The following is a 23,131-nucleotide window of genomic DNA, read 5'->3' as shown; positions in this document are numbered from 1 at the left end:
CAGGCCGGCGGCGCCGGCGGAAGGCGTCGCGTTAGCGTTTTTTCGCGGGGGCGGGCTGGTTGCCGCCGGCGGACTGGTCCACCAGCAGGCCCAGGCGGGTGATGCCATTGGTACGCAGCTCGTCCATGACCTTCACGACCGTCTCGTAGGGCACCTTGCCGTCGGCCGCGATCACCACCGGGGTTTCCGCGGTGATGCGCGAGCGCACTTGCGCCACCAGCTCGGGACGGGCGATGTCCTGCAGGGTGGCGCCGGGTTCGCGCATGCGCAGCGCGATCTTGCCGTCTTCCGAAATCTGGACTTCCAGCGGCTTGACCGGCACATCGGACGCCGCGCCCACCGAGGGCAGCTGGATCAGGCCCGGCGTGATCAGCGGCGCGGTCACCATGAAGATGACCAGCAGCACCAGCATCACGTCGATGTAGGGCACCACATTGATGTCGGCCTTCATGCGGCGGCCGGACCTGCCGCGCGAGCTTACCGAGGGCATTAGCGTACCTGCCGTTGCAGAATGTTCAGGAATTCATCGACGAAACTGTCGAAACGGATCGAGATGCGGTCGATGTCGTTGGTGAAGCGGTTGTACGCGACCACCGCGGGGATGGCGGCGAACAGGCCGATGGCGGTGGCGATCAGCGCTTCGGCGATGCCGGGGGCCACCGAGGCCAGCGTGGCCTGCTGCATGTTCGACAGGCCGATGAAGGCGTGCATGATGCCCCAGACCGTGCCAAGCAGGCCGATGTAGGGCGAGACCGAACCGGCCGAGGCCAGGAAGTTCAGGTGCGATTCGAGCGAGTCCATCTCGCGCTGATAGGCGGCGCGCATGGCGCGGCGCGGGCCGTCGAGCAGGGCGGTGGCGTCACTGCCGGCGTTGCCGCGGCGGGCCTTCAGGAATTCGGTCATGCCGGCGTCGAAGATGCGGGCCAGGGCGCCTTGCTCGTCGCGGCGCGAGGCCACGGCCTGCTGCAGCATCGACAGGTCGCCGCCGGACCAGAAGTCATCCTCGAAGCGGCGGGTCTGGGCATGGGCGCGCTTGATGGCCAGCCGCTTGGCGAAGATGTAGGTCCAGGACATGATCGAGATGCCCAGGAGCATCAGCATGATCAGCTGAACCGGCACGCTGGCGTGCGAAATCAACGAAAGCAACGACATGTCGTTGGTGGCTTGCATGGTTATTCCTGAATTGATTCCAGTTTGGCGCGGACGTCGGCCGGTAGTTCCACCGGCCGCATGTTGACGGCATCGACGCAGCAGACTTGGATATTGCCTTCGGCAAGCAGTTCCCCGTCCCGTTCTGCGCGCTGCGCGAAGTGTATCGAAGCGCGGCCCAGTCGTGTGACTCGGCTGCGTATGGTAAGCAAATCGTCCAGTTTGGCTGGCTTGCGGTAGGACATGTCCAGCGCGCGGACGACGAACAGGCGTTGCTCGCTGGCGGCCAGGCCGGATTGGTTGACTCCCAGGTCGCGCAGCCACTCGGTGCGGGCGCGTTCCAGGAATTTTAGGTAGTTGGCGTAGAAAACCACCCCGCCCGCGTCCGTGTCTTCATAGTAGACGCGGACCTGCAGGCGGGATTCGGCGGACTTCGGATCGGTCACGATGCGGGCTTCGATGATGCGGGTCGGGACGCGAAAAGTCCGTGGTTACTTTAGGGTTTACAGCGTGTCGAGTTTCGTCAGCACGGCTTCAAGCGCGGACTCTACCGGAATCTTGGCCGCTTCGGTTTCCCGACGGGCCTGCAATTCCACCACACCGTCGTTCAGGCCGCGTTCTCCAACTGTTACACGGAGCGGCGCGCCGATCAATTCCCACTCGGCGAACATGACGCCGGGGCGGGCATCGCGGTCGTCCAGGATGACGTCCACGCCGCGCGCCAGCAGCGATTCGTACAGCTTCAGGGAGGTGTTACGCACGGTTTCGCTTTTGCCCCAGCCGACCGGGCAGATCACCACTTCGAACGGCGCCAGGGCGCGCGGCCAGATGATGCCGCGGGCGTCGTGGTTCTGTTCGATGGCGGCGCCGACGATGCGGGTCACGCCGATGCCGTAGCAGCCCATTTCCAGCACGGCCGGCTTGCCGGTCTCGTCCAGGAAGGTGGCCTTTAGGGCTTCCGAGTACTTTTTACCCAGGTAAAAAACGTGTCCCACTTCGATGCCGCGCTGGATCGACAGCGTGCCCTTGCCGTCCGGCGAGGGGTCGCCGGCGACCACGTTGCGCAGGTCGGCCACGAGTTCCGGCTCCGGCAGGTCGCGGCCCCAGTTCACGCCCTGGATGTGGAAGTCTTCGCGGTTGGCGCCGCAGACGAAGTCGGCCATGTTGGCCACGGTGCGGTCGGCGATGACGTGCACGGGGCGGGCGGTGCGGACGGGACCCAGGTAGCCCGGCTTGCAGCCGAAGTGTTCGACGATCTCGCTCTCGGTGGCGAAGCGGAAGCCCGCCAGGCCCGGCAGCTTGGCGGCCTTGATTTCGTTCAGCTCATGGTCGCCGCGCAGCAGCAGCAGCCAGACGTCGACCTTGCCCTTGTCGCCGTCGGTGGCCAGCACGATCGACTTGATCGTCTGCTCCAGCGGCAGGCCCAGCAGGCGGGCCACGTCCTCGCACTTGGCGGCGCCGGGGGTGGCCACGTCGGCCATCGCCTGGGTGGCCGCGCCTCGCGTGGGGTACAGGCTGGGAGCTTCGGCCAGCTCGATGTTGGCGGCGTAGTCGGAGTCGGCGTTGTAGACCAGCAGGTCCTCGCCGGTGTCGGCGATCACCTGGAATTCATGGCTGCGGGTGCCGCCGATGGAGCCGGTGTCGGCCGCCACCGCGCGGAATTCCAGGCCCAGGCGGCCGAAAATGCGCATGTACGCGGCGTACATGGTGTCGTAGCTGCGCTGGGCGCCGGCTTCGTCGCGGTCGAAGGAGTAGGCGTCCTTCATGGTGAATTCACGGCCGCGCATCAGGCCGAAGCGGGGACGGCGCTCGTCCCGGAACTTGGTCTGGATGTGATAGAAATTCAGCGGCAGCTGGCGGTAGCTGTGGATCTCGTTGCGGGCGATGTCGGTGATCACCTCTTCCGAGGTCGGCTGCAGCACGAAGTCGCGCTGGTGCCGGTCCTTGATGCGCAGCAGTTCCGCGCCGTACTGTTCCCAGCGGCCGGATTCCATCCAGAGCTCGGCCGGCTGGACCACCGGCATCAGCAGCTCGATGGCGCCCGAGGCGTTCATTTCCTCGCGGACGATGGCCTCGACCTTGCGGATGACCTTGAGGCCGAGGGGCATGTAGGTGTAGATGCCGCCCGCCAGCTTGCGGATCATCCCGGCCCGGGTCATGAGCTGGTGGCTGGCGACTTCCGCTTCGGAAGGGGCTTCTTTGAGGGTGTTGATGTGGTAGTTGGATGCGCGCATGTTTAAAGGTGGCAGCAGATACGTATAATCGACTGTAATTGTATTGAATTCGGTGGGGGTGGCCCATGCTTGACCGCGAAGGCTACCGCCCCAATGTCGGCATCATTCTCGTCAATAGCAGAAACGAGGTCTTTTGGGGCAAGCGTATCAGGGAACATGCCTGGCAGTTCCCGCAGGGCGGCATCAAGTACGGCGAAAGCCCGGTGCAGGCCATGTATCGCGAGCTCCATGAAGAGGTGGGCTTGAAGCCCGAGCATGTCCGTATTTTGGGGCGTACACGCGATTGGTTACGTTATAACGTGCCCGATCACTTCGTCCGGCGTGAGTGGCGTGGCCACTATAAAGGACAAAAGCAGATTTGGTTCTTGTTGCGCCTGGTGGGACGTGACAGCGACGTTTGCCTGCGCGCGACGCAGCATCCGGAATTCGACGCCTGGCGCTGGAGCCAGTACTGGGTGCCGCTGGATGCCGTGATCGAGTTCAAGCGGGACGTCTATACCCAGGCGTTGAACGAGTTGTCGGCAATCCTCTTTCGGCGTCACCACGAAACCCGCTACCTGCGTCAGCGCGTGCATGGGCAGCGGGCGGCAGAGAACTTGCCCGAAGGAACGGACGGTCATGCGCATATTATTGGTTGAAGATGAACGGGACATGGCGTCCTGGCTGATGCGCGCGCTCGCGCAGAGCGGGTTCGTGCCGGACCACGCGGCCGACGCCCGCACGGCCGAAGCGTTCATGGCGGGCACCGAGTACGACGCCATCGTCATGGACCTGCGCCTGCCCGACAAGCATGGCCTGGTGGTGTTGCGCGAAATGCGCAACCGCGACGACCGCACCCCGGTGCTGCTGCTGACCGCCCAGGGCGCGCTGCAGGACCGCGTGCGCGGCCTGAACCTGGGCGCCGACGACTTCCTGACCAAGCCGTTCGCCCTCGAAGAGCTGGAAGCCCGCCTGACCGCGCTGGTGCGCCGCAGCCGCGGCCGCCAGCATCCGCGCCTGCAATGCGGCTCGCTGTCCTACGACAGCGAAAGCCGCGCCTTCACCCTCGACGGCTCCCTGCTGTTCCTGACCCCGCGCGAGCACGCCGCCCTGGCGGCGCTGCTGACGCGCAGCGGCTATCCGGTGGACAAGTCGCAGCTGTTCGGCAAGGTCTTTACCCACGACAGCGAAGCCAACCCCGACGCCATCGAGGTGGTGCTGCACCGCCTGCGCAAGAAGCTGGCCGGCAGTGACGTGCGCATCGTGACCGTCCGCGGCCTGGGCTACATGCTGGAAAGCGTGGCCAGCGAAGCCGCCGACTCCTGATCCCCTCGTGAGCCTCCGGATCCCAGGGTTGCCGCGGGTCGGCATCCGCGCGCTGCTGATCATCCTGCTGCTGCCCGGCGTGGTGGCGCTGCTGGTCATCGACAGCCTGAACGACTACCGCACCCTGTCCGAGATCACCAACGAGGCCTACGACAGCGCCCTGGTCGAGCCCGCCCGCGTGCTCGAGAGCAGCCTGGAATTCGCGCCCGACGGTTCACTGCAGGTGGCCACGCCGCTGTACGCCCAGGTCATGCTGGAATCGCGCGCCGGCCTGCGCAAGTATTTCCGCATCGAGCAGGTCGACCCGCCCCTGCCGGATGATTCGCCGGTGCCGGCCGAGCAGGGCAAGACCCTGCTGGGCATGCCCGAACTGCCGCGGCCGCCCACCTGGCCGCGCTCGAATGGCTTGCCTGTGTTCTACGACGGGGTCTACCGCAACGACCCGGTGCGGGTGGTGTCGCTGGTGCGCGACCTGTATTACCAGGGCGTCCACCGCCAGGTGCTGGTGCTGGTGGCCGAAAGCACGGGCAAGCGCATCGAGGCCGAAGACAACGCCCGTCGCCAGGAAATCCTGCGCGACGCCCGCATGCTGGCGCTGGTCGTGCTGCTGGTCTGGTGGGGCGTGTCCTGGGCCCTGAAGCCGTTGCGGCGGCTGCGCGCCGACATCCGCAACCGCCGACCCGAGGACCTGACTCCGCTCGACGCCTCGCGCGTGCCGAGCGAAGTGGCGCCGCTGGTCGACGCCGTCAACCACCACATCGCCCGCTACCGCCGCGTGCTGGACGAACAGTCTCACTTCCTGGCCGACGCTTCGCACCAGTTGCGCACGCCGCTGGCCATCATGCTGACCCAGGCCCAGTACGCCCTGCGCGAGCGCGACCCGGCGCGCGCCCAGGAAGGCTTGCGCGCCATCGTCGACCAGCTGGGGCGCACTCGCCGCCTGACCGAGCAGTTGCTGTCGCTGGCGCACGCCAACCAGGCCGACCAGTTGCCCCGCCAGTTGCTCGACCTGAACGCGGTCTCGCGCGAAGTGGTGCTGCAGTACCTGCCGCTGGCGCACGAGAAACAGCAGGACCTGGGCTGGGTGCAGGCCACCAACGAGCAGGGCCACGAGGTCGACGTCCCGGTCTCCGGCAACGAGGCCGAGTTGCACGAGGCCCTGTCCAACCTGGTGCACAACGCCATCCATTACGCGCCCGTGGGGGCGCGCATCACGGTCTCGGTCAGCCGCGTCGGCGATCGCGCCGAAGTCGCCGTGTCCGACAACGGCCCGGGGCTCGATCCGGACCTGCGCGCGCGCGCCTTCGCCCGCTTCGAGCGGGTCGGCACGGACAAGCCGGTCACGTCCTCCGGCTCCGGCCTGGGATTGGCGATCGCGCGCGCCTACGCCCGCCGCAACGACGGCGACATCGAATTGCGCGATGGCGAGCCCAACGCGCAGGGCGGCGTCGGCCTGGCGTCCGTCCTGTGGCTGCCGCCGGCCGCGACGGTGTCGCAATACCCGCGGCCCGCCGACGTCGAGTTCACCGGCGACCAGTAATCGCCGAAGCTTTCATTCTTTCTCCCTAGCCTTCATTGCGCAGTACGCGGATTTCCATCAGGGATAACCCCCGGATTCAGGAGGCCGACAGCGCATAGAAAGCGAATTAGCAGCTTCCTTCCTTAACCTGCGAACCGGCCTGTTGTTGAAAAGGCCGGGTGGCGCTCGTTCCGGGCGGCATCCCAGGGGCCCGCACGGCCCTGCTTCAGGAGGATGGAAGTGCAAAAAACAATTAATAGAAAGGACTATTACGGCGGCGCGCTGATGGTCCTTATCGGATTGGGGGCGATCTACGGTGGTACGGACTATCACATTGGAACGCTCAGCCACATGGGCCCCGGGTTCTTCCCCGCGGCATTGGGCGGCCTGCTCGCATTGACGGGGATCCTGATCGCTGTTTCGGCGCGTTCCGGCGATGCCACGCCGCCTCCGCCGGGTGACGGCCACGCGCATGGCCTGCCGGATTTCCGCGGCAGCGCCTGCATCCTGCTGGGCACGCTGGCGTTCCTGCTGCTGGGCCACTATGGCGGCCTGCTGCCCGCGACCTTCGCCATCGTCTTCATCTCCGCACTGGGTGACCGCAAGAACACGGTCAAGCAGGCGTTCGTACTGTCGCTCGGCATGTCCGTGATCGCGGTGGTGGTTTTCTGGTGGGCGCTGCAACTGCAGCTGCCGCTGTTTCGCTGGGGTTGATGCGCCATGATTTCTCAATCTTTGACCGACCTCTGGTACGGCTTCGGCGTCGCGTTCCAGCTCCACAACCTGATGTGGTCGTTCTTCGGCGTGCTGGTGGGCAACCTCATCGGCGTGCTGCCCGGCATGGGCGCGCTGTCGGCGATCTCGATCCTGCTGCCGCTGACCTACGTGATGCAGCCGGTGCCCGCCATCCTGATGCTGGCCGGTATCTTCTACGGCTCGCAGTACGGCGGCGCCATCGGCGCGATCCTGCTCAACCTGCCTTCGCACCCGCCGCACGCGGTGACGTGTCTTGACGGATATCCACTGACCAAACAGGGCAAGGGGGGGACAGCGCTCGGCATCACGATGATCTGCTCGTTCTTCGCGGCCTCGGTCGGCATCATCGTCATGATCTTCGCCTCGCCGCTGCTGGTCGAAGTTGCCTTCAAGTTCGGCCCGACCGAGATCTTCTCGATCATGCTGCTGGGCCTGCTGGCCGGCGCCACCATGTCGCGCGGCTCGCCGCTGAAAGGCGTGGCCATGACGCTGTTCGGCCTGATGTGCGGCGTGGTCGGCACCGACGTGAACACCGGCACTATCCGCTTCTCGTTCGGCCTGCTCGACCTGTCCGACGGCCTGGAACTGGTGGCGATCTCGATGGGCCTGTTCGGCGTGGCCGACTTCCTGATGAGCGTCAACCGCATGACCATCATCGGCAGCGGCGCCAAGCTGCGCCTGCGCGACATGCGTCCCAGCAAGCAGGAACTGAAGACGGCCTTCTGGCCGATGGTGCGCGGCACCGCCGTGGGCACGCTGTTCGGCGCCATGCCCGGCACCGGCCCGACCATCACCACCTTCGTGGCCTACGCGCTGGAACGCAAGATCTCCAGGACGCCCGAGAAGTTCGGCACCGGCATGATCGCCGGCGTGGCCTCGCCCGAAGCGTCGTCGCACTCGAAGACGCAGGTCGACTTCATCCCCACGATGAGCCTGGGCATTCCCGGCGACGCGGTGATGGCGCTGATCCTGGGCGCGCTGCTGATCCAGGGCATCCAGCCCGGCCCGCAGCTGATCACCGAGCATCCGGACATCTTCTGGGGCCTGATCGCCAGCTTCTGGGTGGGCAACGTGCTGCTGATGGTGCTCAACGTGCCGCTGATCGGTGTCTGGGTCAAGCTGCTGCAGGTGCCTTATCGCTACCTGTTCCCGTCGGCGCTGTTCTTCATCGCGGTGGGCGTGTTCAGTACCCAGAACAGCCTCTTCCAGATCTGGGAAGTGCTGGCCTTCGGTGTGATCGGCGCCATCCTGATGACGCTCGAATTCTCGGTCGCGCCGATCCTGCTCGGCTTCGTGCTGGGGCCCATGGTCGAAGAGAACTTCCGCCGCGCCCTGCTGCTGTCGCGCGGTGACCTGGCGGTGTTCGTGCAACGTCCGATCAGCGCCTGGTTCATCGGCGCCAGCGCGCTGCTGATCCTGCTGCAGGTGTGGGCCTTCCTGCGCCGCGGCAAGAACAAGAACAAGCCGACGGTCACGCAGACGGCCTGATCGTCCCGCGTCCCCCGCTCTGAAAACGGCCCGGCTTCATGCCGGGCCGTTTGATTTACGGCCCGTCTTCCCCCATGCTTGCGGTTTCCCGAGCCCGTCCGGATTCCCACCATGCATATCCTCTTTGCCTGCCCGCTGCACGACCCCGACGTCTGGGTCCCGCGCCTGGAAGCCGCCATGCCCGGCTGTCGCATTTCCGTCTGGAATCCCGATGGCCCGCCCTCGGGCGCCGAGGTCGCGCTGGTGTGGAAGCCGCCGGTGGAACTGTTCCGGCACGAAACCCGCATCGAGACGCTGTTCAACCTGGGCGCGGGCGTGGACGCCTTGCTCAAGATGAAAGAAATCCCGCCGCACGTGCGCATCGTCCGCCTGGAGGACGCCGGCATGTCGGTGCAGATGGCCGAGTACGCGCTCTACGCCTTGCTGCGCGTGTCGCGTGATTTCGAGGCCTTCGACCAGTCGCAGGCGCGCCAGCACTGGGACACGCGCGAAGGCACGCGCCAGGCCGACTGGCCGGTGGGCGTGCTGGGCCTGGGACAGGTTGGCGCGCGCGTCGCGCAGACGCTGGCCGAGTTCGGTTATCCGGTGGCGGGCTGGTCGCGCACCCCGCGCGAGATCGCCGGCGTCGAGTCGTTCTCCGGCCAGGAGGCCCTGCCGGCCTTCCTGGCGCGCACGCGCTTCCTGGTGAACGTGCTGCCGTTGACGCCCGACACCCGCGGCATCCTCAATCGCGACACGCTCGGCCAACTGCTGCCCGAGGCGCATCTGGTCAACGTCGGCCGCGGTGAACACCTGGTCGAGGAAGACCTGGTGCAGATGCTCGAAGAAGGCGAGATCGCCGGCGCCACGCTCGATGTGTTCCACACCGAGCCGCTGCCGCAGGATCATCCGTTCTGGCGCGATCCGCGCGTGCACGTCACGCCGCACATCGCCGCCCGCACCCTGCGCGACGAGAGCATCGCGCAGATCGCCGCCAAGGTCGCCAGGATGATGCGCGGCGAGCCGATCACCGGCGTGGTCGAGCGTACGCGCGGCTACTGAGCGACGGGCGCGGCGGCGCCTTGCTTTTCCAGCCGCTGGTAGGTGGCAGGCAGGCGCTCCGACAGGAAGTCGAGCAGCGTGCGCACGGCCGGCATCATGCCGCGGCGCGACGGGTAGATGCAGTGGACGATGCCTTCGGGCGATTGCCATTGCGGCAGCACCGGCACCAGCTGGCCGCGGCGCAGTTCCTCCTGGGTCGCGATCGACGGCAGCAGCGCGATGCCGCGGCCGCGCACGGCGGCTTCCACCAGCACGATGAAGTCGTTGCATGACAGCTGCGGCTTCAGTTCGATATGCACTTCCTCGCCCTTGTCGTTGCGCAGCGGCCAGCGCACCTCGTTCTGCGGATCGCTGAAGCTCAACGTGGTGTGCGAGGCCAGGTCCTGCGGGGTGTCGGGCGCGCCATGGCGCTGCAGGTAGCCGGGGCTGGCCACCAGCGTGCCGCGCGCGGTGCCCAGGTGGCGCACCACCAGTTCGGCATCGGTATCCAGCTTGGTCCGCACGCGCAGGGCCAGGTCCACGCCCTCGCGGATCAGGTCGACCCGGCGGTTGGTCACCAGCAACTGCACCGAGATCGCCGGCCAGGCGTCCAGGAATTCCGGCAGCAGCGGCGCCAGCACGTCCTGCGCGATCGATACCGGGCAACTGACCACCACCGGCCCGGCGGGCTGGGACTGCAACTGGCGCATGGCGTCGTCGGCCGCGCGGGCCGAGGCGGCCATCTCGCGGCAGTAATGCAGGTATCGCTCGCCGGCCGCGGTCAGGCGCAGGCGCCGGGTGGTGCGTTGCAGGAGCCGTACCCCCAGGCTTTCCTCCAGGTGCGAAATGCGGCGCGACAGGCGCGATTTGGGAATGTCCAGCGCGCGCGCGGCGGCGCTGAAGCCGCCTTGCTCGACGACTTGGGAAAAGTAATAGAGGTCGTTTAGGTCTTGCATGATTGTTCTATAACTGGAACGAATAGTTCATCATACATGGGTTTATGTGAACAATTAAGCGATCTACAGTGACCTCATGCACTCAGGACACGCGCTTTTCGCGGTCCGCACTGGAGATCACGTTATGAAGACCCTTGTCATCCTGTCCTCGATTCTGGGCGACCGCTCGCACAGCAAGCAATTGGCCGACCACATGGTCGCCCGCATCAAGCAGGCCGATCCGGCCGCCGTCGTCACCATTCGCGATATCGGCGCCCAGCCGCTGCCGTACTTCGACGGCGCGACCGCCGGCGCCCTGTTCACGCCGGCCGACGCCCGCGACGTCGAGCAGCAACGCATTGTCGAACGCAGCGATGCCCTGGTGGCCGAGCTGATGCAGGCCGACCGTATCGTGTTCGCCGTGCCGGTCTACAACTTCAACCTGCCGGCGCAGTTCAAGACCTACCTGGACCATGTCGCCCGTGCCGGCGTCACGTTCCGTTATACGCCGGAAGGCGTGCCCGAGGGCCTGGTGAAGGGTAAGCAGGTGTTCGTGCTGACCGCGCGCGGCGGCAAGGCCGAAGGCACGCCCGCCGACACGATGACGCCGTACCTGCGGCAGATGCTGGGTTTCCTCGGCATGAACGAGGTGAACTTCATTGCCGCCGAAGGCATGGCGATGGGCGAAGTCGCCGCGCTCGAAGGCGTGTCGCTGGCGCGCCAGCGCATCGACGCGCTGGACCTGGGCCGGCCGCAAGTCGCGCTGCAAGCGGCCTGACGTAAAAAAAGCGGACCTTCGGGTCCGCTTTTTCCTGCCTGCCGGTGGCGCGTCAGTCGCGCAGCCGCTTGATCAGGCTGGACGTGTCCCAGCGGCCGCCGCCCATCTGCTGCACGTCGCCGTAGAACTGGTCCACCAGCGCCGTCAGCGGCAGGCGGGCGCCATTGTGGCGCGCCTCGGCCAGCACCAGGCCCAGGTCCTTGCGCATCCAGTCGACGGCGAAACCGAAGTCGAATTTGTCGTCGACCATGGTGCCGCCGCGGTTCTCCATCTGCCAGCTCTGCGCGGCGCCCTTGCTGATGACGTCCAGCACCAGCTTCATGTCCAGGTCGGCGGCCTGGCCGAACGCCACGGCTTCCGACAGGCCCTGCACGATGCCGGCGATACAGATCTGGTTGACCATCTTGGCCAGCTGGCCGGCTCCCGGCGGGCCCACGCGCGTCACCGCGCGGCCGAACGCCTGCGCCACCGGCTTGACGGCGTCGAACACCGCCTGCTCGCCGCCGCACATGATGGTCAGCACGCCGTTGACGGCGCCGGCCTGGCCACCGGATACCGGCGCGTCGATGAAGTTCAGGCCCAGGTCCTTGGCTTGCGCGTAGAGTTCGCGCGCCACGTCCGCCGAGGCGGTGGTGTGGTCCACGAACACCGCGCCCGGCGCCATGCCGGCGAACGCGCCATCCGGCCCGAGGGTGACGCTGCGCAGGTCATCGTCGTTGCCGACGCAGGCGAACACGATCTGCGCGCCCGCCACGGCTTCGCGCGGCGTCACGGCGCTGCGGCCGCCGAATTCGCTGGCCCAGGCCTGCGCCTTGGACGGCGTGCGGTTGTAGACGGTGACGTCGTGCCCGGCACGGGCCAGGTGGCCGGCCATGGGCAGGCCCATCACGCCCAATCCGAGGAATGCGACTTTCTGGGCCACGACTGCGTCGTAGCTCTTGGTACCGATCGATGCCATGCAGGGGACTCCGCTGTGGAAAGGAAAACCTGAGGCAGTAACCTTAACGCAATCAAAAGCCGGCGGCGAGTCCGTCGCGGCGGCTGTCGCTGGCGCTGACGTAGCCATCGACCGCCGGGTCGCCCAGGCGCCAGATGAACTGGCCCGAGCCGAAGTCCATGTAGGGGTCGTCGATGCCCTCGAGCACGTGGCCGCGCGTGCGCAGGCCTTGCGCCACCGCGGGGGGCATGGAGGCCTCCATGTCGATCGCCAGCCCCTGGTTCCACTTCCAGCGCGGCGCGTCACAGGCGGCCTGCGGCTGCTGGCCATAGTCGAGCATGCGCACCAGCGTCTGCATCTGGCCTTGGGGCTGCATGTTGCCGCCCATCACGCCGAAGCTCATGACCGGCGCGCCATCGCGCATCAGGAAGCCCGGGATGATGGTGTGGAAAGGGCGCTTGCCGCCCGCCACCACGTTGGGGTGATCGGCCTGGGTGCTGAAACAGTGGCCGCGGTTCTGCAGGCTGACGCCGGTGCCCGGCACCACCACGCCCGAGCCGAAGCCCATGTAGTTGGACTGGATGAAGCTCACCATCATGCCGTTGCGGTCGGCGGCCGTCAGGTAGACCGTGCCGCCCTGCGGCGCGTGGCCGCAGGCGAAGGCCTGGGCCACGTTGGGGTCGATCAGGCGGGCGCGCTCGGCCAGGTAGTCGGCGCGTAGCATCTGCTCCGGCGACAGCCGCATGTGGCGGCCGTCGGCGACATGCGTGTAGACGTCGGCGAAGGCCAGCTTCATGGCCTCGATCAGCAGATGCTGGGTTTCCGGGTGATCCACCGGCCGCGCCGCCAGATCGAAGTTCTGCAGGATGCCCAGCGCGATCAGGGCGGCAATGCCCTGGCCGTTGGGCGGGATCTGGTGCAGCGTGTGGCCGCGGTAGGACTGGCTGATCGGCGTCACCCATTCCGGCGCGTAGTCGCGCAGGTCGGCCAGCGTCATGGCGGCTTCGTGGGCCTGCGCATGGGCGACCAGCTTGTGGGCCGTCTCGCCTTCGTAGAAATCGCGGCCGCGGGTGGCGGCGATGCGCTTGAGCGTGGCCGCGGCGGCCTTCAGCACGAAATGCTCGCCGATGTGCGGCGCCCGGCCGCGCGGCAGGAAGTGTTCGGCGAAGCCGGGTTGGGGCTGCAGCATGTCGGCCTGCGCGGCCCATTTCTGCCGCACCATGGGACTGATGGCGAAGCCGCGTTCGGCATAGTCGATCGCAGGGGCCAGCACGTCGGCGAACGGCAGCTTGCCCAGCTTTTCATGCAGCGCCGCCCAGCCGGCCACGCAGCCCGGCACCGTGACGCTGTCCCAGCCACGGGTCGGTATCGCGCCCTGGTGCTTGCGGCGGAAATAGTCCAGGTTCCAGGCCGCCGGCGCCGGCCCCGAGGCGTTCAGGCCGTGCAGTTTCGAGCCGTCCCAGACGATGGCGAAGCAATCCGATCCCAGGCCGTTGCTGACCGGTTCGGTCAGTGTCAGCGTCGCGGCCGCGGCGATCGCCGCGTCCACCGCATTGCCGCCGTTGGCCAGGATGCGCAGTCCCGCCTGCGCCGCCAGCGGCTGCGAGGTGGCGACGACGTTGCGGGCGAAGACCGGCGTACGCGCGGTGGGATAGGGGTTGTTCCAGTCGAAGTTCATCTCGAATCATCGCGTGGGGGTAAACCCGTAGCTTAACGTAGATGCCTCGGCCCCGGGGCACACTCTGTATTGGACTGTAGTGATTTGTTGCCTATGCCGGGGCGGGCCTGGCGAACCGCCATCGCGCGCCCAAAGAAAAACCCCCGGCGGACCGGGGGTTCGGAAGGTGCAGAGCGGCGCCGCCATGCGGCGGCGGGCAAGGCCTTATTCTTCTTCGACGAAGGTCTCTTCGCGCTTCTTGCGGATCGCCGGCAGGGCCACCAGGATCACCAGGAACACCGCCACGGCCAGCAGCGAGGCCGACAGCGGACGCGTCACGAAGGTGCTGAAGTCGCCACGCGACAGCAGCAGGGCGCGACGGAAGTTCTCTTCCATCATGGGGCCGAGCACCAGGCCCAGCAGCAGCGGCGCGCCTTCGCACTTCAGCTTCGACCAGACATAGCCCACGATGCCGAACATGGCGGTCGTGAAGATGTCGAACGAGTTGTAGTTGAGCGAGTACACACCGATGGTGCAGAACACCAGGATCGCCGGGAACAGGATGCGGTAGGGCACCTTGAGCAGCTTGACCCACAGGCCGATCAGCGGCAGGTTCAGGACCACCAGCATCAGGTTGCCGATCCACATCGAGGCGATCAGGCCCCAGAACAGCTCGGGGTGGCTCGTCATCACTTGCGGGCCGGGCTGGATGTTGTGGATCGTCATCGCGCCGACCATCAGCGCCATCACGGCGTTGCCCGGGATACCCAGGGTCAGCAGCGGGATGAAGGAGGTCTGGGCGGCGGCGTTGTTGGCCGATTCCGGGCCTGCCAGGCCGGCCGGGTGGCCCTTGCCGAAGCGTTCCGGATTGCGCGAGATCTTCTTCTCCAGCGTGTACGAAGCGAACGACGACAGCACGGCGCCACCGCCCGGCAGGATGCCCAGGGCCGAACCCAGGGCCGTGCCGCGCAGGACCGCGGGGTACGATTCCTTGAATTCCTGCTTGTTCGGGTACAGCGAGCCGATCTTGTCGGTGATGTCGACGCGGTTTTCCTTCTGCTCGAGGTTGGTCATGATTTCGGCGAAGCCGAACACGCCCATGGCCACGATGGCGAAGTCGATGCCGTCCTGCAGTTCCGGCACGCCGAAGTCGAAGCGGGCCACGCCCGAGTTGACGTCGGTGCCGACCATGCCCAGCAGCAGACCCAGGATGATCATTGCGATCGCCTTGGGCAGCGAGCCCGAGGCCAGCACCACGGCGCCGACCAGGCCCAGGCACATCAGCGAGAAGTACTCGGCGGGGCCGAACTTGAAGGCGACTTCAGCCAGCGGGGGCGCGAAGGCGGCCAGCAGCAGCGTGGCCACGCAACCGGCGAAGAACGAACCCAGGGCGGCGATCGCCAGCGCGGCGCCAGCACGGCCGTTGCGGGCCATCTGGTGACCGTCCAGCACGGTCACCACCGCGGACGTTTCCCCTGGCAACGCCACCAGGATGGCCGTGGTCGAGCCACCGTATTGCGCACCGTAATAGATACCCGCCAGCATGATCAGGCCGGCCACCGGGGGCAGCACGTACGTGATCGGCAGCAGCATCGCGATGGTCGGGACGGGGCCGATACCCGGCAGCACGCCGATCAGCGTACCCAGGACGCAGCCCAGCAGCGCGTACAACAGGTTCTCGGGCGTGAACGCCACCGAGAAACCCAACATCAGGTTGTCAAACAATTCCATGACCGGTTGCTCCTCAGTTCATGCCCAGAAACGACGGCCACAGCGGGAAAATCAGCCCCAGCCCCTTGACGAACGCCAGATACGAGAACACCACCAGGAAGATGCCGTTGGCAACGGCGACCTTGAGGCTGAACTCGTGGCTGGCCAGGCTGCTGATCACCACCAGAATGAACACCGAGATATAGATGCCCAGCAGTTTCAGGACCAGGCCATAGATGACCACGGATCCGACCACCAGGAAAACGATGCGCCAGTCGAACTTGTCGACGTGCGTCTCCTGGGCTTTCTTGGACATCGAACCAAGCAGCACGATGGCGCCCAGCAATGCGAGAACAATGCCCAGCCAGAAAGGAAAATACCCGGGGCCCATCCGGGCGGCAGTACCCATTTGGTAGCTGCTGGCTTGCCAGGCGAATCCCAGTCCAAGGGCGATGAACATCACCCCCGACCAGAAGTCCTGTCGATTGCGTAGCTGCATGATTGGTTGGCTCCTGTTTACAGCATGTAGATAAAAAGAGGCTTGTGATCTGTCCGGGCTGCCGGAAAGCCAGGTGACAGGCACAAAAAAGGCACGTCGCGGTGCCCGGTGTTCTTCTGAAAGCTTCGGCGCGGCTTCTTGAAAGGGCGAATGGTAATGGACGCCCGCGACGATGCAAACCCTGTAAGCTAGGTGAAAGCCTGGGGTTTTCCCTAGAATTGGGGAACTCCCGATCCCCAGATGTAACGGGGCGGGCAGATTGATGGTTGTTTGAAAGCTAAGTGAAAGTTTATAGAAAGAAATGCGAAAGCAGGTCCACTTGACCTGCCACTTGCCGGGCGCGAGGGACTTTTCTAGTTGTGCCTGATCGGGTATGTTGCCCGCCGCTGGCAATGCCGCCTGCATTTCCTACTGAATATTGCCGTGTTTCTCACCTTGCGTGAAGCGGCCCGATTCCCCCCTGGATGGTTTACGATAGCGCCCATGCTGCAAGACCTAGACCAACTCGCCGCCCGTATCGGGCAACTGGTGCAACGCACCCGGCAACTCCATGCCGAGCGTGACGCATTGCGTATGCGCCTGAATGAAACCGAAGCCGAGCAGCGCGTGCTCAAGCAGCGCGCCGCCGAGCGCGATGCCGACATCGCCGCGCTGCAGGGCAAGCTGCAAGACAACGACGGCGCCGTCACCGCGATGCTGGAGCAGGCGCAGAAGGCCGAAGTGGCCCTGCGCGAACAGCTCGCTCGCGAAACCGCCGAGCGCCAGTCGCTCGAGGCGCGTTTCACGGCTCGGGAAACCGAGATGCAGGGCACCCTGCAAAGCCGCGACACCGAACTACAGCGCCTGCGCGTGGCCGCCGCCTCGGCTCGCGAGCGCATCGACGCCGTCCTGGCCCGTCTGCCGGGTGCGCCGTCCGGAGAGCAACACTGATGGAACGCGTAGATGTAACGATCCTGGGGCGCGACTACTCGCTGGCCTGCTCGGCCGAGGAAAAACCCACGCTGATGGCCGCCGTGCGCCACGTCGACCAGCTCATGCTGCGCATCCAGGGCACGGGCAAGGTCTCCAGCAACGAGCGCATCGCCGTCATGGCCGCGCTGCAGGTGGCTGGCGAACTGCTCGCCATGAAAGCGCCCGATGGTCCGCTGGGCGGTTTGGCGGTCGGCGACTTCAAGCGTAGAATCGAGGACATGAACGCAGTGCTGGACGACGCGCTGTCGGGCCAGGAAAAACTCCTCTGACGTTCATAAGCGGTTTTCACCAAGGTTTTTTCAGTATTTTCAGTTTGTCCCTGCCGTGTCCGTGACCTGGCCATACATTCTCTGAACCTATGTCTTATGGCATATTGGTTGCGGGAGTGCAGAGCTGGAGTGATTGTCTCTCGTAGACGAACCCGACGCTCTTCGGAACGCGACCACCTTGAACCTCAGGGTTCGAGATGCCGGCCTTGACGGCACAGGCGGGGCATCTATCCCAGCGGGCCTGCCATGAGCGCAGGTCCGCGCCGGGCGCCTCCCCCCCATCGTCCTCCCTCATAGGACCAGTCCATGTTGAAATCCCCCGTTTTTTCGCTGACCAAACTTGGCGCGGCGTGCGCGGCCGTGGCCGCTCTGTCGATGGCGCAACCCGTCTTCGCGCAGAACCCGGCGCCGGCGCCCGCCGCAGCGGAATCCGCGGCCAACCGGTCGCCGGAACTGACCCTGCAAGCCACCGCGTCTTCCGAGGTCAAGCAGGACACGGTGCGCATTTCGCTGTCGGCCGAGACCGAAGCGGCGGATCAGCCCACCGCCGGCAAGAAGCTCACGGAGATGCTCGACGACGTGGCCAAGCGCGCGCGTGACACCAAGGGCGTCGACGTGCGCACCGGCAGCTTCAACGTCTGGCCCAATTCCACCAGCAGCAGCAAGGGCAAGACCAGCACCACCTGGCGCGGCCAGGGCGAGATCATTCTCGAATCGAAGGATTTCGCGGCGGCCGCCGCGCTGGCGTCCAAGCTGTCCGACAAGACCGCCATTTCCAACATCAGCTTCTCGCTGTCGCGCGAAGTGCGCGACGCCGAGGAACGCAAGCTGCTCAAGGAAGCCGCGCAGGCCTTCAAGGACCGCGCGCTGGCCGCGGCCAATGCCTTCGGCTTTTCGGGCTACCGCCTGAGCAAGCTGGAACTGGGCGGCGCCGGCGGCGTCACGCCGATGCCGCGCATGATGGGCGCGATGGCCAAGGACGCCTCCGGCGGCGCGGGCTACAGCGCGGACGTCCCCCTGGAAGCGGGAGACGTCACGGTCAGCATCTCGGTCAACGGGACGATCGTTTTGCAGTAAGCACGAACATGATGGCGCCCAGGGCGACCATCGGCAGGGACAGCCACTGTCCCATGCTCAACCCGCCCGCGAGCAGGCCCAGGAAGTTGTCCGGCTCGCGGGTGAATTCCACCAGGAAACGGAACGTTCCGTAGCCCATCAGGAATACCGCGCTCACCTGGCCCAGGGGGCGCGGCTTGCTCGAGAACCACCACATCAGCGCGAATAGCACGATGCCTTCCAGGCCCAGCTCATACAGTTGGGAAGGATGGCGCGGGACGCCGTCGCCGCTGCTCGGGAAGATCATCGCCCACGGCACGTCGGTCGGGCGGCCCCACAGTTCACCATTGATGAAGTTGCCCAGGCGGCCGAAACCCAGTCCCAGCGGGATCAGCGGCGCGATGAAGTCGCTGACGGCGAAGAACGGCAGGCGCTTCTTGCGGGCGAACAGCAGCATCACCAGGATCACGCCGATCAGGCCGCCATGGAACGACATGCCGCCTTCCCACAGGTAGGCCACTTCCAGCGGATGCGCCAGGTAATAGCTGGGCTTGTAGAACAGCACGTAGCCCAGCCGCCCGCCGAGCACCACCCCCAGCACACTGTAGAAGATCAGGTCTTCCAGGTCGCGCACGTTCAGGGACGTGGTGTGGCCGCTGGTGATGCGGCGCCGGCCCAGCAGGTACACCAGGGCGAAGCCCGCCAGATACATCAGTCCGTACCAATGGATGGCCAAGGGCCCGATCTGCAGGGCAATGGGGTCGAATTTTGGATATTGCAGCATGTTCCGCCCGACACAATGAAGTTGAATGATAATAACCGGCGAGCCCTGCGGTAGATCGACATGCAAGCGCATTGTCCTTGCGCGCCGGTCCACCCCGAGATTCGCCCGCGAGCGAACTGGCCACCCTCCCGGGCGCGGTCGCCATGTCCGCGCCCTGACGGCCGACAGGAGACAACAGACCATGTCGCACAACGAACGTTCCCGCCACATCACGCACGGCGTCGCCCGCGCGCCCAATCGCGCCATGTATTACGCGCTGGGCTACCAGGAAGCCGACTTCGAAAACCCGATGATCGGCGTGGCCAATGGCCATTCGACCATCACGCCGTGCAACAGCGGCCTGCAGCGCCTGGCCGATGCCGCCATCGAGGCCATCCGCGGCGCCAAGGCCAATCCGCAGGTGTTCGGCACGCCAACGATTTCCGACGGCATGTCCATGGGCACCGAGGGCATGAAGTACTCGCTGGTGTCGCGCGAAGTCATCGCCGACTGTATCGAGACCGCCGCGCAGGGCCAGTGGATGGACGGCGTGGTGGTCATCGGCGGCTGCGACAAGAACATGCCGGGCGGCATGATCGCGCTGGCGCGCATGAACGTGCCGGGCATCTACGTCTACGGCGGCACCATCAAGCCGGGCCGCTACCAGGGCAAGGACCTGACCATCGTCTCGGTGTTCGAGGCGGTCGGCGAATACACCATGGGCCGCATGGAAGAGGCCGACTTCAAGCAGATCGAGAAATGCGCCATCCCCGGCTCGGGCTCCTGTGGCGGCATGTACACCGCCAACACCATGAGCTCGGCCTTCGAGGCCATGGGCATGAGCCTGCCGTATTCCAGCACCATGGCCAACGAGGACGACGAGAAAGTCGTCTCGGCCGCGGAATCGGCCCGCGTGTTGGTGGACGCCGTCCGCCGCGGCCTGCGCCCGCGCGACATCATCACCCGCGAGTCCATCGAGAACGCCGTCTCTGTCATCATGGCGACGGGCGGCTCGACCAACGCGGTGCTGCATTTCCTGGCCATCGCGCATGCCGCCGAAGTGCCCTGGACCATCGACGACTTCGAGCGCATCCGCCAGCGCGTGCCGGTGCTGTGCGACCTCAAGCCGTCCGGCAAATACGTGGCGACCGACCTGCATCGCGCCGGCGGCATCCCGCAGGTCATGAAGCTGCTGCTCAACGCCGGGCTGCTGCATGGCGATTGCGTCACCATCACCGGCCAGACGATCGCGCAGTCCCTGACCGATGTGCCCGATACGCCGCGCGCCGACCAGGACGTCATCATGCCGCTGGATCGCGCCCTCTATCCCCAGGGCCATCTGGCCATCCTCAAGGGCAACCTGTCGCCGGAAGGCTGCGTGGCCAAGATCACCGGCCTGAAGAATCCGGTGATCACCGGGCCGGCGCGCGTCTTCGATTCCGAGGACGACGCCATGGCCGCCATCATGGCGCGCCAGATCCGCGATGGCGACGTGGTGGTGATCCGCTACGAAGGCCCCAAGGGCGGGCCCGGCATGCGTGAAATGCTGGCGCCGACCTCCGCATTGGTCGGGCAGGGGCTGGGCGAAACCGTGGGCCTCATCACCGATGGCCGCTTTTCCGGCGGCACCTGGGGCATGGTGGTCGGCCACGTCGCGCCCGAGGCCTTCGTGGGCGGCCCCATCGCGCTGATCCAGGAGGGAGATTCGGTTACCATCGATGCCCACAAGCTGCTGTTGCAGCTCAATATCAGCGACGAAGAGATGGCGGCTCGTCGCCAGGCCTGGGTCCAGCCCAAGCCGCGTTATACACGCGGTGTGCTTGCCAAGTTCGGCAAGCTCGCCAGCACCGCGAGCCGTGGGGCGGTAACCGATGCATTTGATACGTAGTCTGTTGGCGGTCGCCGCCGGCCTGTTGGCCGCCGGCGCGGCCCAGGGGCAAACCACCGGCCTGGATCTGGCCAAGAGCAAAGCCTGCATGGCCTGTCACCAGGTCGACGTCAAGCGCGTCGGACCGCCGCTGGCCAGCGTGGCCGAACGCTATGCCGGGCAGGGCGATGCCATGGTGGACTACCTGGCGGGCAAGATCCGCGGGGGCGGCCGCGGCGCCTGGGGCGCCGTGCCGATGCCGGCGCAGACCCACGTCAGTCCGGAAGACGCCCGCCTGCTGGCCGAATGGATCCTGACGCTGGCGCCGGCCAAGAAGTAGTCGTATCGTCTCTGAAAAGTTTCAGGAAAGGAATCGTCATGGCAGAACAACCCTCCCCGGGCAATGAGGTCGCCGTTCTCGGCGGCGGCTGTTTCTGGTGCGTCGAGGCGGTCTTCACCGACCTGCGCGGCGTCAAGAGCGTGCTGCCCGGCTACAGCGGCGGACACGTCGACAACCCCAGCTACGAACAGGTCTGCGGCAAGGACACCGGCCACATCGAGGTCGCCCGCGTCGAATTCGATCCGGCCGAACTGTCCTACAGCGACCTGCTGCGCGTGTTCTTCGCCACCCACGACCCGACCACCCCGGGCCGCCAGGGCAACGACGTCGGCCCGCAATACGAGTCGGCCATCTTCTGGCAGAACGACACCCAGCGCGAGCAGGCCGAAGCCGTCATCGCCGAGGTCGAGGCGCAGAAAGTCTATGACGCGCCCATCGTCACCAAGCTGCTGGCGCCCGCGCACTTCTGGCAGGCCGAGGACTATCACCGCGACTACTTCGCGCTGCATCCCGAACAGGGCTATTGCCAGTTCGTGATCGCGCCCAAGGTCGCCAAGTTCCGCAAGCAGTTCCAGGATCGCCTGACGAAATAAGACAGGCGAAAAAAAACCTCGCGCAAGGCGAGGTTTCAAGGCCAGCGCCGGGCACATGGGCCCCAGCGCTGGAGGGGGAAGCGGTCAGTCGACGGCTTTCACCACGCCGCGGCGCATCTGGTCCAGTTCGATGGACTCGAACAGCGCCTTGAAATTGCCTTCGCCGAAACCGTCGTTGCCCTTGCGCTGGATGATCTCGAAGAAGATCGGGCCGATCTGGTTCTCGGTGAAGATCTGCAGCAGCAGGCCGCCGTCGGGGGCGCCGTCCAGCAGGATGCGGTTCTTCTGCAGGCGCGGCACGTCTTCACCATGGTTGGGCAGGCGGCGGTCCAGCAGCTCGTAGTAGGTCTCCGGCGTATCCAGGAACACCACGCCATTGGCGCGCAGGGCCTCGATCGTGCCGTAGATGTCCTCGGTGGCCATGGCGATGTGCTGGATGCCTTCGCCGCGGTACAGGTCCAGGTATTCCTGGATCTGGCCCTTCTCTTCGGTGCCTTCCTCGTTGATGGGAATGCGGATGTTGCCGCACGGCGAGGTCATGGCCTTGGACTTCACGCCCGTCACCTTGCCCTCGATGTCGAAGTAGCGCACCTCGCGGAAGTTGAACAGGCGCTCGTAGAACTCCGACCACTCGGCCATGCGGCCCTTGTGCACGTTGTGCGTCAGGTGGTCCACCAGCGTCAGCCCGGCGCCGCGGTGGTTCAGGTCGGCCTGCGCATTCTGCGGATCCACCGGCACGAAGTCGACGTCATAGATGCTGATGTCGCCGATGCCGCCGTGGCCTTCCTTGCCAGTCCAGCGGTCCACCAGGTAGATCAGCGAATCGCCGATGCCCTTGATCGCGGGGATGTTCAGTTCCATCGGGCCGCTGTGCGAGTCGAAACCCCAGGCGCCCAGCTCCAGCGCGCGCTTGTACGCGGCGGCGGCATCCTGCACGCGAAAGCCGATCGCACAGATCGACGGGCCATGCAGGCGGGCGAAACGCTGCGCGAAGGAATCGGGTTCGGCGTTGATCAGGAAATTCACGCCGCCCTGGCGGTACAGCGTCACGTCCTTGTGGCGGTGCTTGGCGATTGCCTTGAAGCCCAGCAGTTCGAACACCTTGCGCAGCGCGGCGGGGTCCGGCGCGGCATATTCGATGAATTCGAACCCGGCGGTGCCCATCGGGTTGTCCCAGGGTTGGAAAGCGCTGCTCATGAGTCTGCTCCCTTGAGTCGTTGTAGAGGCGACTTGTCGTTCAAGTCTAGGATGAAGATTGTAGGGAGGAAAGGCAGGCAGACAATT

24 protein-coding genes and 1 other RNA gene are annotated in these 23,131 nt (G+C 65.9%); 14 read left to right on the top strand and 11 right to left on the bottom strand.

All coding sequences use genetic code 11. From position 1 onward, the window contains the following. Positions 1 to 31: 31 nt before the first annotated feature. From I6I07_RS03245 to I6I07_RS03230, 4 genes are read right to left on the bottom strand one after another with little or no spacing between them, the layout of a single operon-like run. The gene (locus I6I07_RS03245) at positions 32 to 490 is read right to left on the bottom strand and encodes an ExbD/TolR family protein (RefSeq protein ID WP_006392914.1); all 459 of its coding nucleotides are present in this window, start codon (positions 488 to 490) and stop codon (positions 32 to 34) included. Further along, positions 490 to 1,170, bottom strand: a complete 681-nt coding sequence (gene tolQ / locus I6I07_RS03240) for a protein TolQ (protein ID WP_198485631.1) — start codon at positions 1,168 to 1,170, stop codon at positions 490 to 492. Before tolQ ends, I6I07_RS03245 begins: the two co-directional genes overlap by 1 nt. A 2-nt stretch (positions 1,171 to 1,172) precedes the next feature. Further along, the gene (gene ybgC, locus I6I07_RS03235) at positions 1,173 to 1,595 is read right to left on the bottom strand and encodes a tol-pal system-associated acyl-CoA thioesterase (protein WP_198485630.1); all 423 of its coding nucleotides are present in this window, start codon (positions 1,593 to 1,595) and stop codon (positions 1,173 to 1,175) included. 57 nt (positions 1,596 to 1,652) lie between these two features. After that, positions 1,653 to 3,383 (bottom strand): proline--tRNA ligase, encoded by a 1,731-nt coding sequence (locus I6I07_RS03230; protein WP_198485629.1) that lies wholly within the window; start codon positions 3,381 to 3,383, stop codon positions 1,653 to 1,655. A gap of 65 nt (positions 3,384 to 3,448) precedes the next feature. Here I6I07_RS03230 and I6I07_RS03225 point away from each other — a divergent pair, with 65 nt between their 5' ends. The 6 genes from I6I07_RS03225 to I6I07_RS03200 all read left to right on the top strand — a co-directional run bounded on the left by I6I07_RS03225 (position 3,449) and on the right by I6I07_RS03200 (position 9,492). Further along, positions 3,449 to 4,021, top strand: a complete 573-nt coding sequence (locus I6I07_RS03225; protein WP_006392918.1) for an RNA pyrophosphohydrolase — start codon at positions 3,449 to 3,451, stop codon at positions 4,019 to 4,021. Next, complete coding sequence (locus I6I07_RS03220; protein ID WP_020925157.1) at positions 4,002 to 4,688, top strand: response regulator; 687 nt, start codon at positions 4,002 to 4,004, stop codon at positions 4,686 to 4,688. The genes I6I07_RS03225 and I6I07_RS03220 overlap by 20 nt, the downstream gene beginning before the upstream one ends. A 7-nt stretch (positions 4,689 to 4,695) precedes the next feature. Next, a complete protein-coding gene (locus I6I07_RS03215; RefSeq protein ID WP_232625886.1) occupies positions 4,696 to 6,228 on the top strand; it encodes a sensor histidine kinase in 1,533 nt (510 codons plus the stop codon). A gap of 213 nt (positions 6,229 to 6,441) precedes the next feature. Continuing rightward, the gene (locus tag I6I07_RS03210; RefSeq protein ID WP_198485628.1) at positions 6,442 to 6,921 is read left to right on the top strand and encodes a tripartite tricarboxylate transporter TctB family protein; all 480 of its coding nucleotides are present in this window, start codon (positions 6,442 to 6,444) and stop codon (positions 6,919 to 6,921) included. 6 nt (positions 6,922 to 6,927) lie between these two features. Further along, a complete protein-coding gene (locus I6I07_RS03205) occupies positions 6,928 to 8,451 on the top strand; it encodes a tripartite tricarboxylate transporter permease (protein ID WP_198485627.1) in 1,524 nt (507 codons plus the stop codon). Positions 8,452 to 8,562: 111 nt separating this feature from the next. Further along, positions 8,563 to 9,492 carry a 2-hydroxyacid dehydrogenase gene (locus tag I6I07_RS03200; RefSeq protein ID WP_198485626.1) on the top strand — a complete coding sequence of 310 codons (930 nt, stop codon included), beginning with the start codon at positions 8,563 to 8,565 and terminating at the stop codon, positions 9,490 to 9,492. Here I6I07_RS03200 and I6I07_RS03195 read toward each other — a convergent pair. Further along, on the bottom strand, positions 9,486 to 10,427 hold the full coding sequence (locus I6I07_RS03195; RefSeq protein ID WP_198485625.1) for a LysR family transcriptional regulator: 942 nt from the start codon (positions 10,425 to 10,427) through the stop codon (positions 9,486 to 9,488). The two genes, I6I07_RS03200 and I6I07_RS03195, sit on opposite strands and share 7 nt — an antisense overlap. A 124-nt stretch (positions 10,428 to 10,551) precedes the next feature. Between I6I07_RS03195 and I6I07_RS03190 the strand changes: the two genes are divergently transcribed. After that, on the top strand, positions 10,552 to 11,184 hold the full coding sequence (locus I6I07_RS03190) for an FMN-dependent NADH-azoreductase (protein WP_198485624.1): 633 nt from the start codon (positions 10,552 to 10,554) through the stop codon (positions 11,182 to 11,184). Between the two features lie 52 nt (positions 11,185 to 11,236). Here the strand turns inward: I6I07_RS03190 and I6I07_RS03185 are convergent, their stop codons facing one another. From I6I07_RS03185 to I6I07_RS03170, 4 genes are all read right to left on the bottom strand, one after another. Then, entirely contained in the window at positions 11,237 to 12,142 is a 906-nt protein-coding gene (locus tag I6I07_RS03185) for an NAD(P)-dependent oxidoreductase (RefSeq protein ID WP_198485623.1), read from the bottom strand. A gap of 52 nt (positions 12,143 to 12,194) precedes the next feature. After that, positions 12,195 to 13,799, bottom strand: a complete 1,605-nt coding sequence (locus tag I6I07_RS03180; protein ID WP_198485622.1) for a gamma-glutamyltransferase family protein — start codon at positions 13,797 to 13,799, stop codon at positions 12,195 to 12,197. A gap of 204 nt (positions 13,800 to 14,003) precedes the next feature. Then, positions 14,004 to 15,509: a tripartite tricarboxylate transporter permease gene (locus I6I07_RS03175; protein WP_198485621.1), complete on the bottom strand. Its 1,506-nt coding sequence runs from the start codon at positions 15,507 to 15,509 to the stop codon at positions 14,004 to 14,006. A 13-nt stretch (positions 15,510 to 15,522) separates the two neighbouring features. Beyond that, the gene (locus I6I07_RS03170) at positions 15,523 to 15,987 is read right to left on the bottom strand and encodes a tripartite tricarboxylate transporter TctB family protein (RefSeq protein ID WP_198485620.1); all 465 of its coding nucleotides are present in this window, start codon (positions 15,985 to 15,987) and stop codon (positions 15,523 to 15,525) included. A gap of 483 nt (positions 15,988 to 16,470) precedes the next feature. On the opposite strand from I6I07_RS03170, the gene I6I07_RS03165 reads away from it, so the two are divergent. The 4 genes from I6I07_RS03165 (at position 16,471) to I6I07_RS03150 (ending at position 18,305) form a co-directional block, all read left to right on the top strand. Next, positions 16,471 to 16,917: a hypothetical protein gene (locus I6I07_RS03165; protein WP_420094540.1), complete on the top strand. Its 447-nt coding sequence runs from the start codon at positions 16,471 to 16,473 to the stop codon at positions 16,915 to 16,917. After that, positions 16,917 to 17,228 carry a cell division protein ZapA gene (locus tag I6I07_RS03160; RefSeq protein ID WP_025137459.1) on the top strand — a complete coding sequence of 104 codons (312 nt, stop codon included), beginning with the start codon at positions 16,917 to 16,919 and terminating at the stop codon, positions 17,226 to 17,228. The genes I6I07_RS03165 and I6I07_RS03160 overlap by 1 nt, the downstream gene beginning before the upstream one ends. A gap of 44 nt (positions 17,229 to 17,272) precedes the next feature. Beyond that, positions 17,273 to 17,457, top strand: a non-coding RNA gene (gene ssrS, locus I6I07_RS03155) — 6S RNA. A 77-nt stretch (positions 17,458 to 17,534) separates the two neighbouring features. Next, a complete protein-coding gene (locus I6I07_RS03150) occupies positions 17,535 to 18,305 on the top strand; it encodes an SIMPL domain-containing protein (RefSeq protein WP_006392932.1) in 771 nt (256 codons plus the stop codon). Here I6I07_RS03150 and lgt read toward each other — a convergent pair. Continuing rightward, positions 18,280 to 19,068, bottom strand: a complete 789-nt coding sequence (lgt, locus tag I6I07_RS03145; protein ID WP_198485619.1) for a prolipoprotein diacylglyceryl transferase — start codon at positions 19,066 to 19,068, stop codon at positions 18,280 to 18,282. The genes I6I07_RS03150 and lgt overlap by 26 nt on opposite strands. Positions 19,069 to 19,249: 181 nt before the next feature. Here lgt and ilvD point away from each other — a divergent pair, with 181 nt between their 5' ends. The 3 genes from ilvD to msrA are packed head-to-tail and all read left to right on the top strand — an operon-like array spanning position 19,250 to position 21,847. After that, positions 19,250 to 20,935 (top strand): dihydroxy-acid dehydratase, encoded by a 1,686-nt coding sequence (gene ilvD / locus I6I07_RS03140; protein WP_198485618.1) that lies wholly within the window; start codon positions 19,250 to 19,252, stop codon positions 20,933 to 20,935. After that, positions 20,919 to 21,254, top strand: coding sequence for a c-type cytochrome (locus tag I6I07_RS03135; RefSeq protein WP_054416344.1), 336 nt, complete (start codon positions 20,919 to 20,921; stop codon positions 21,252 to 21,254). The genes ilvD and I6I07_RS03135 overlap by 17 nt, the downstream gene beginning before the upstream one ends. Positions 21,255 to 21,292: 38 nt before the next feature. Then, positions 21,293 to 21,847: a peptide-methionine (S)-S-oxide reductase MsrA gene (msrA, locus tag I6I07_RS03130; protein WP_198485617.1), complete on the top strand. Its 555-nt coding sequence runs from the start codon at positions 21,293 to 21,295 to the stop codon at positions 21,845 to 21,847. An 84-nt stretch (positions 21,848 to 21,931) separates the two neighbouring features. Here msrA and hppD read toward each other — a convergent pair whose 3' ends face one another. After that, complete coding sequence (hppD, locus tag I6I07_RS03125; protein WP_054432676.1) at positions 21,932 to 23,044, bottom strand: 4-hydroxyphenylpyruvate dioxygenase; 1,113 nt, start codon at positions 23,042 to 23,044, stop codon at positions 21,932 to 21,934. Positions 23,045 to 23,131 lie beyond the last annotated feature (87 nt).

The organism is Achromobacter deleyi, assembly GCF_016127315.1.
In the GTDB taxonomy this organism is placed as follows: domain Bacteria; phylum Pseudomonadota; class Gammaproteobacteria; order Burkholderiales; family Burkholderiaceae_B; genus Achromobacter; species Achromobacter insuavis_A.
The sequence above is the reverse complement of the archived record's forward strand: the minus strand, read 5'-3'. Positions and strand labels throughout refer to the sequence as shown.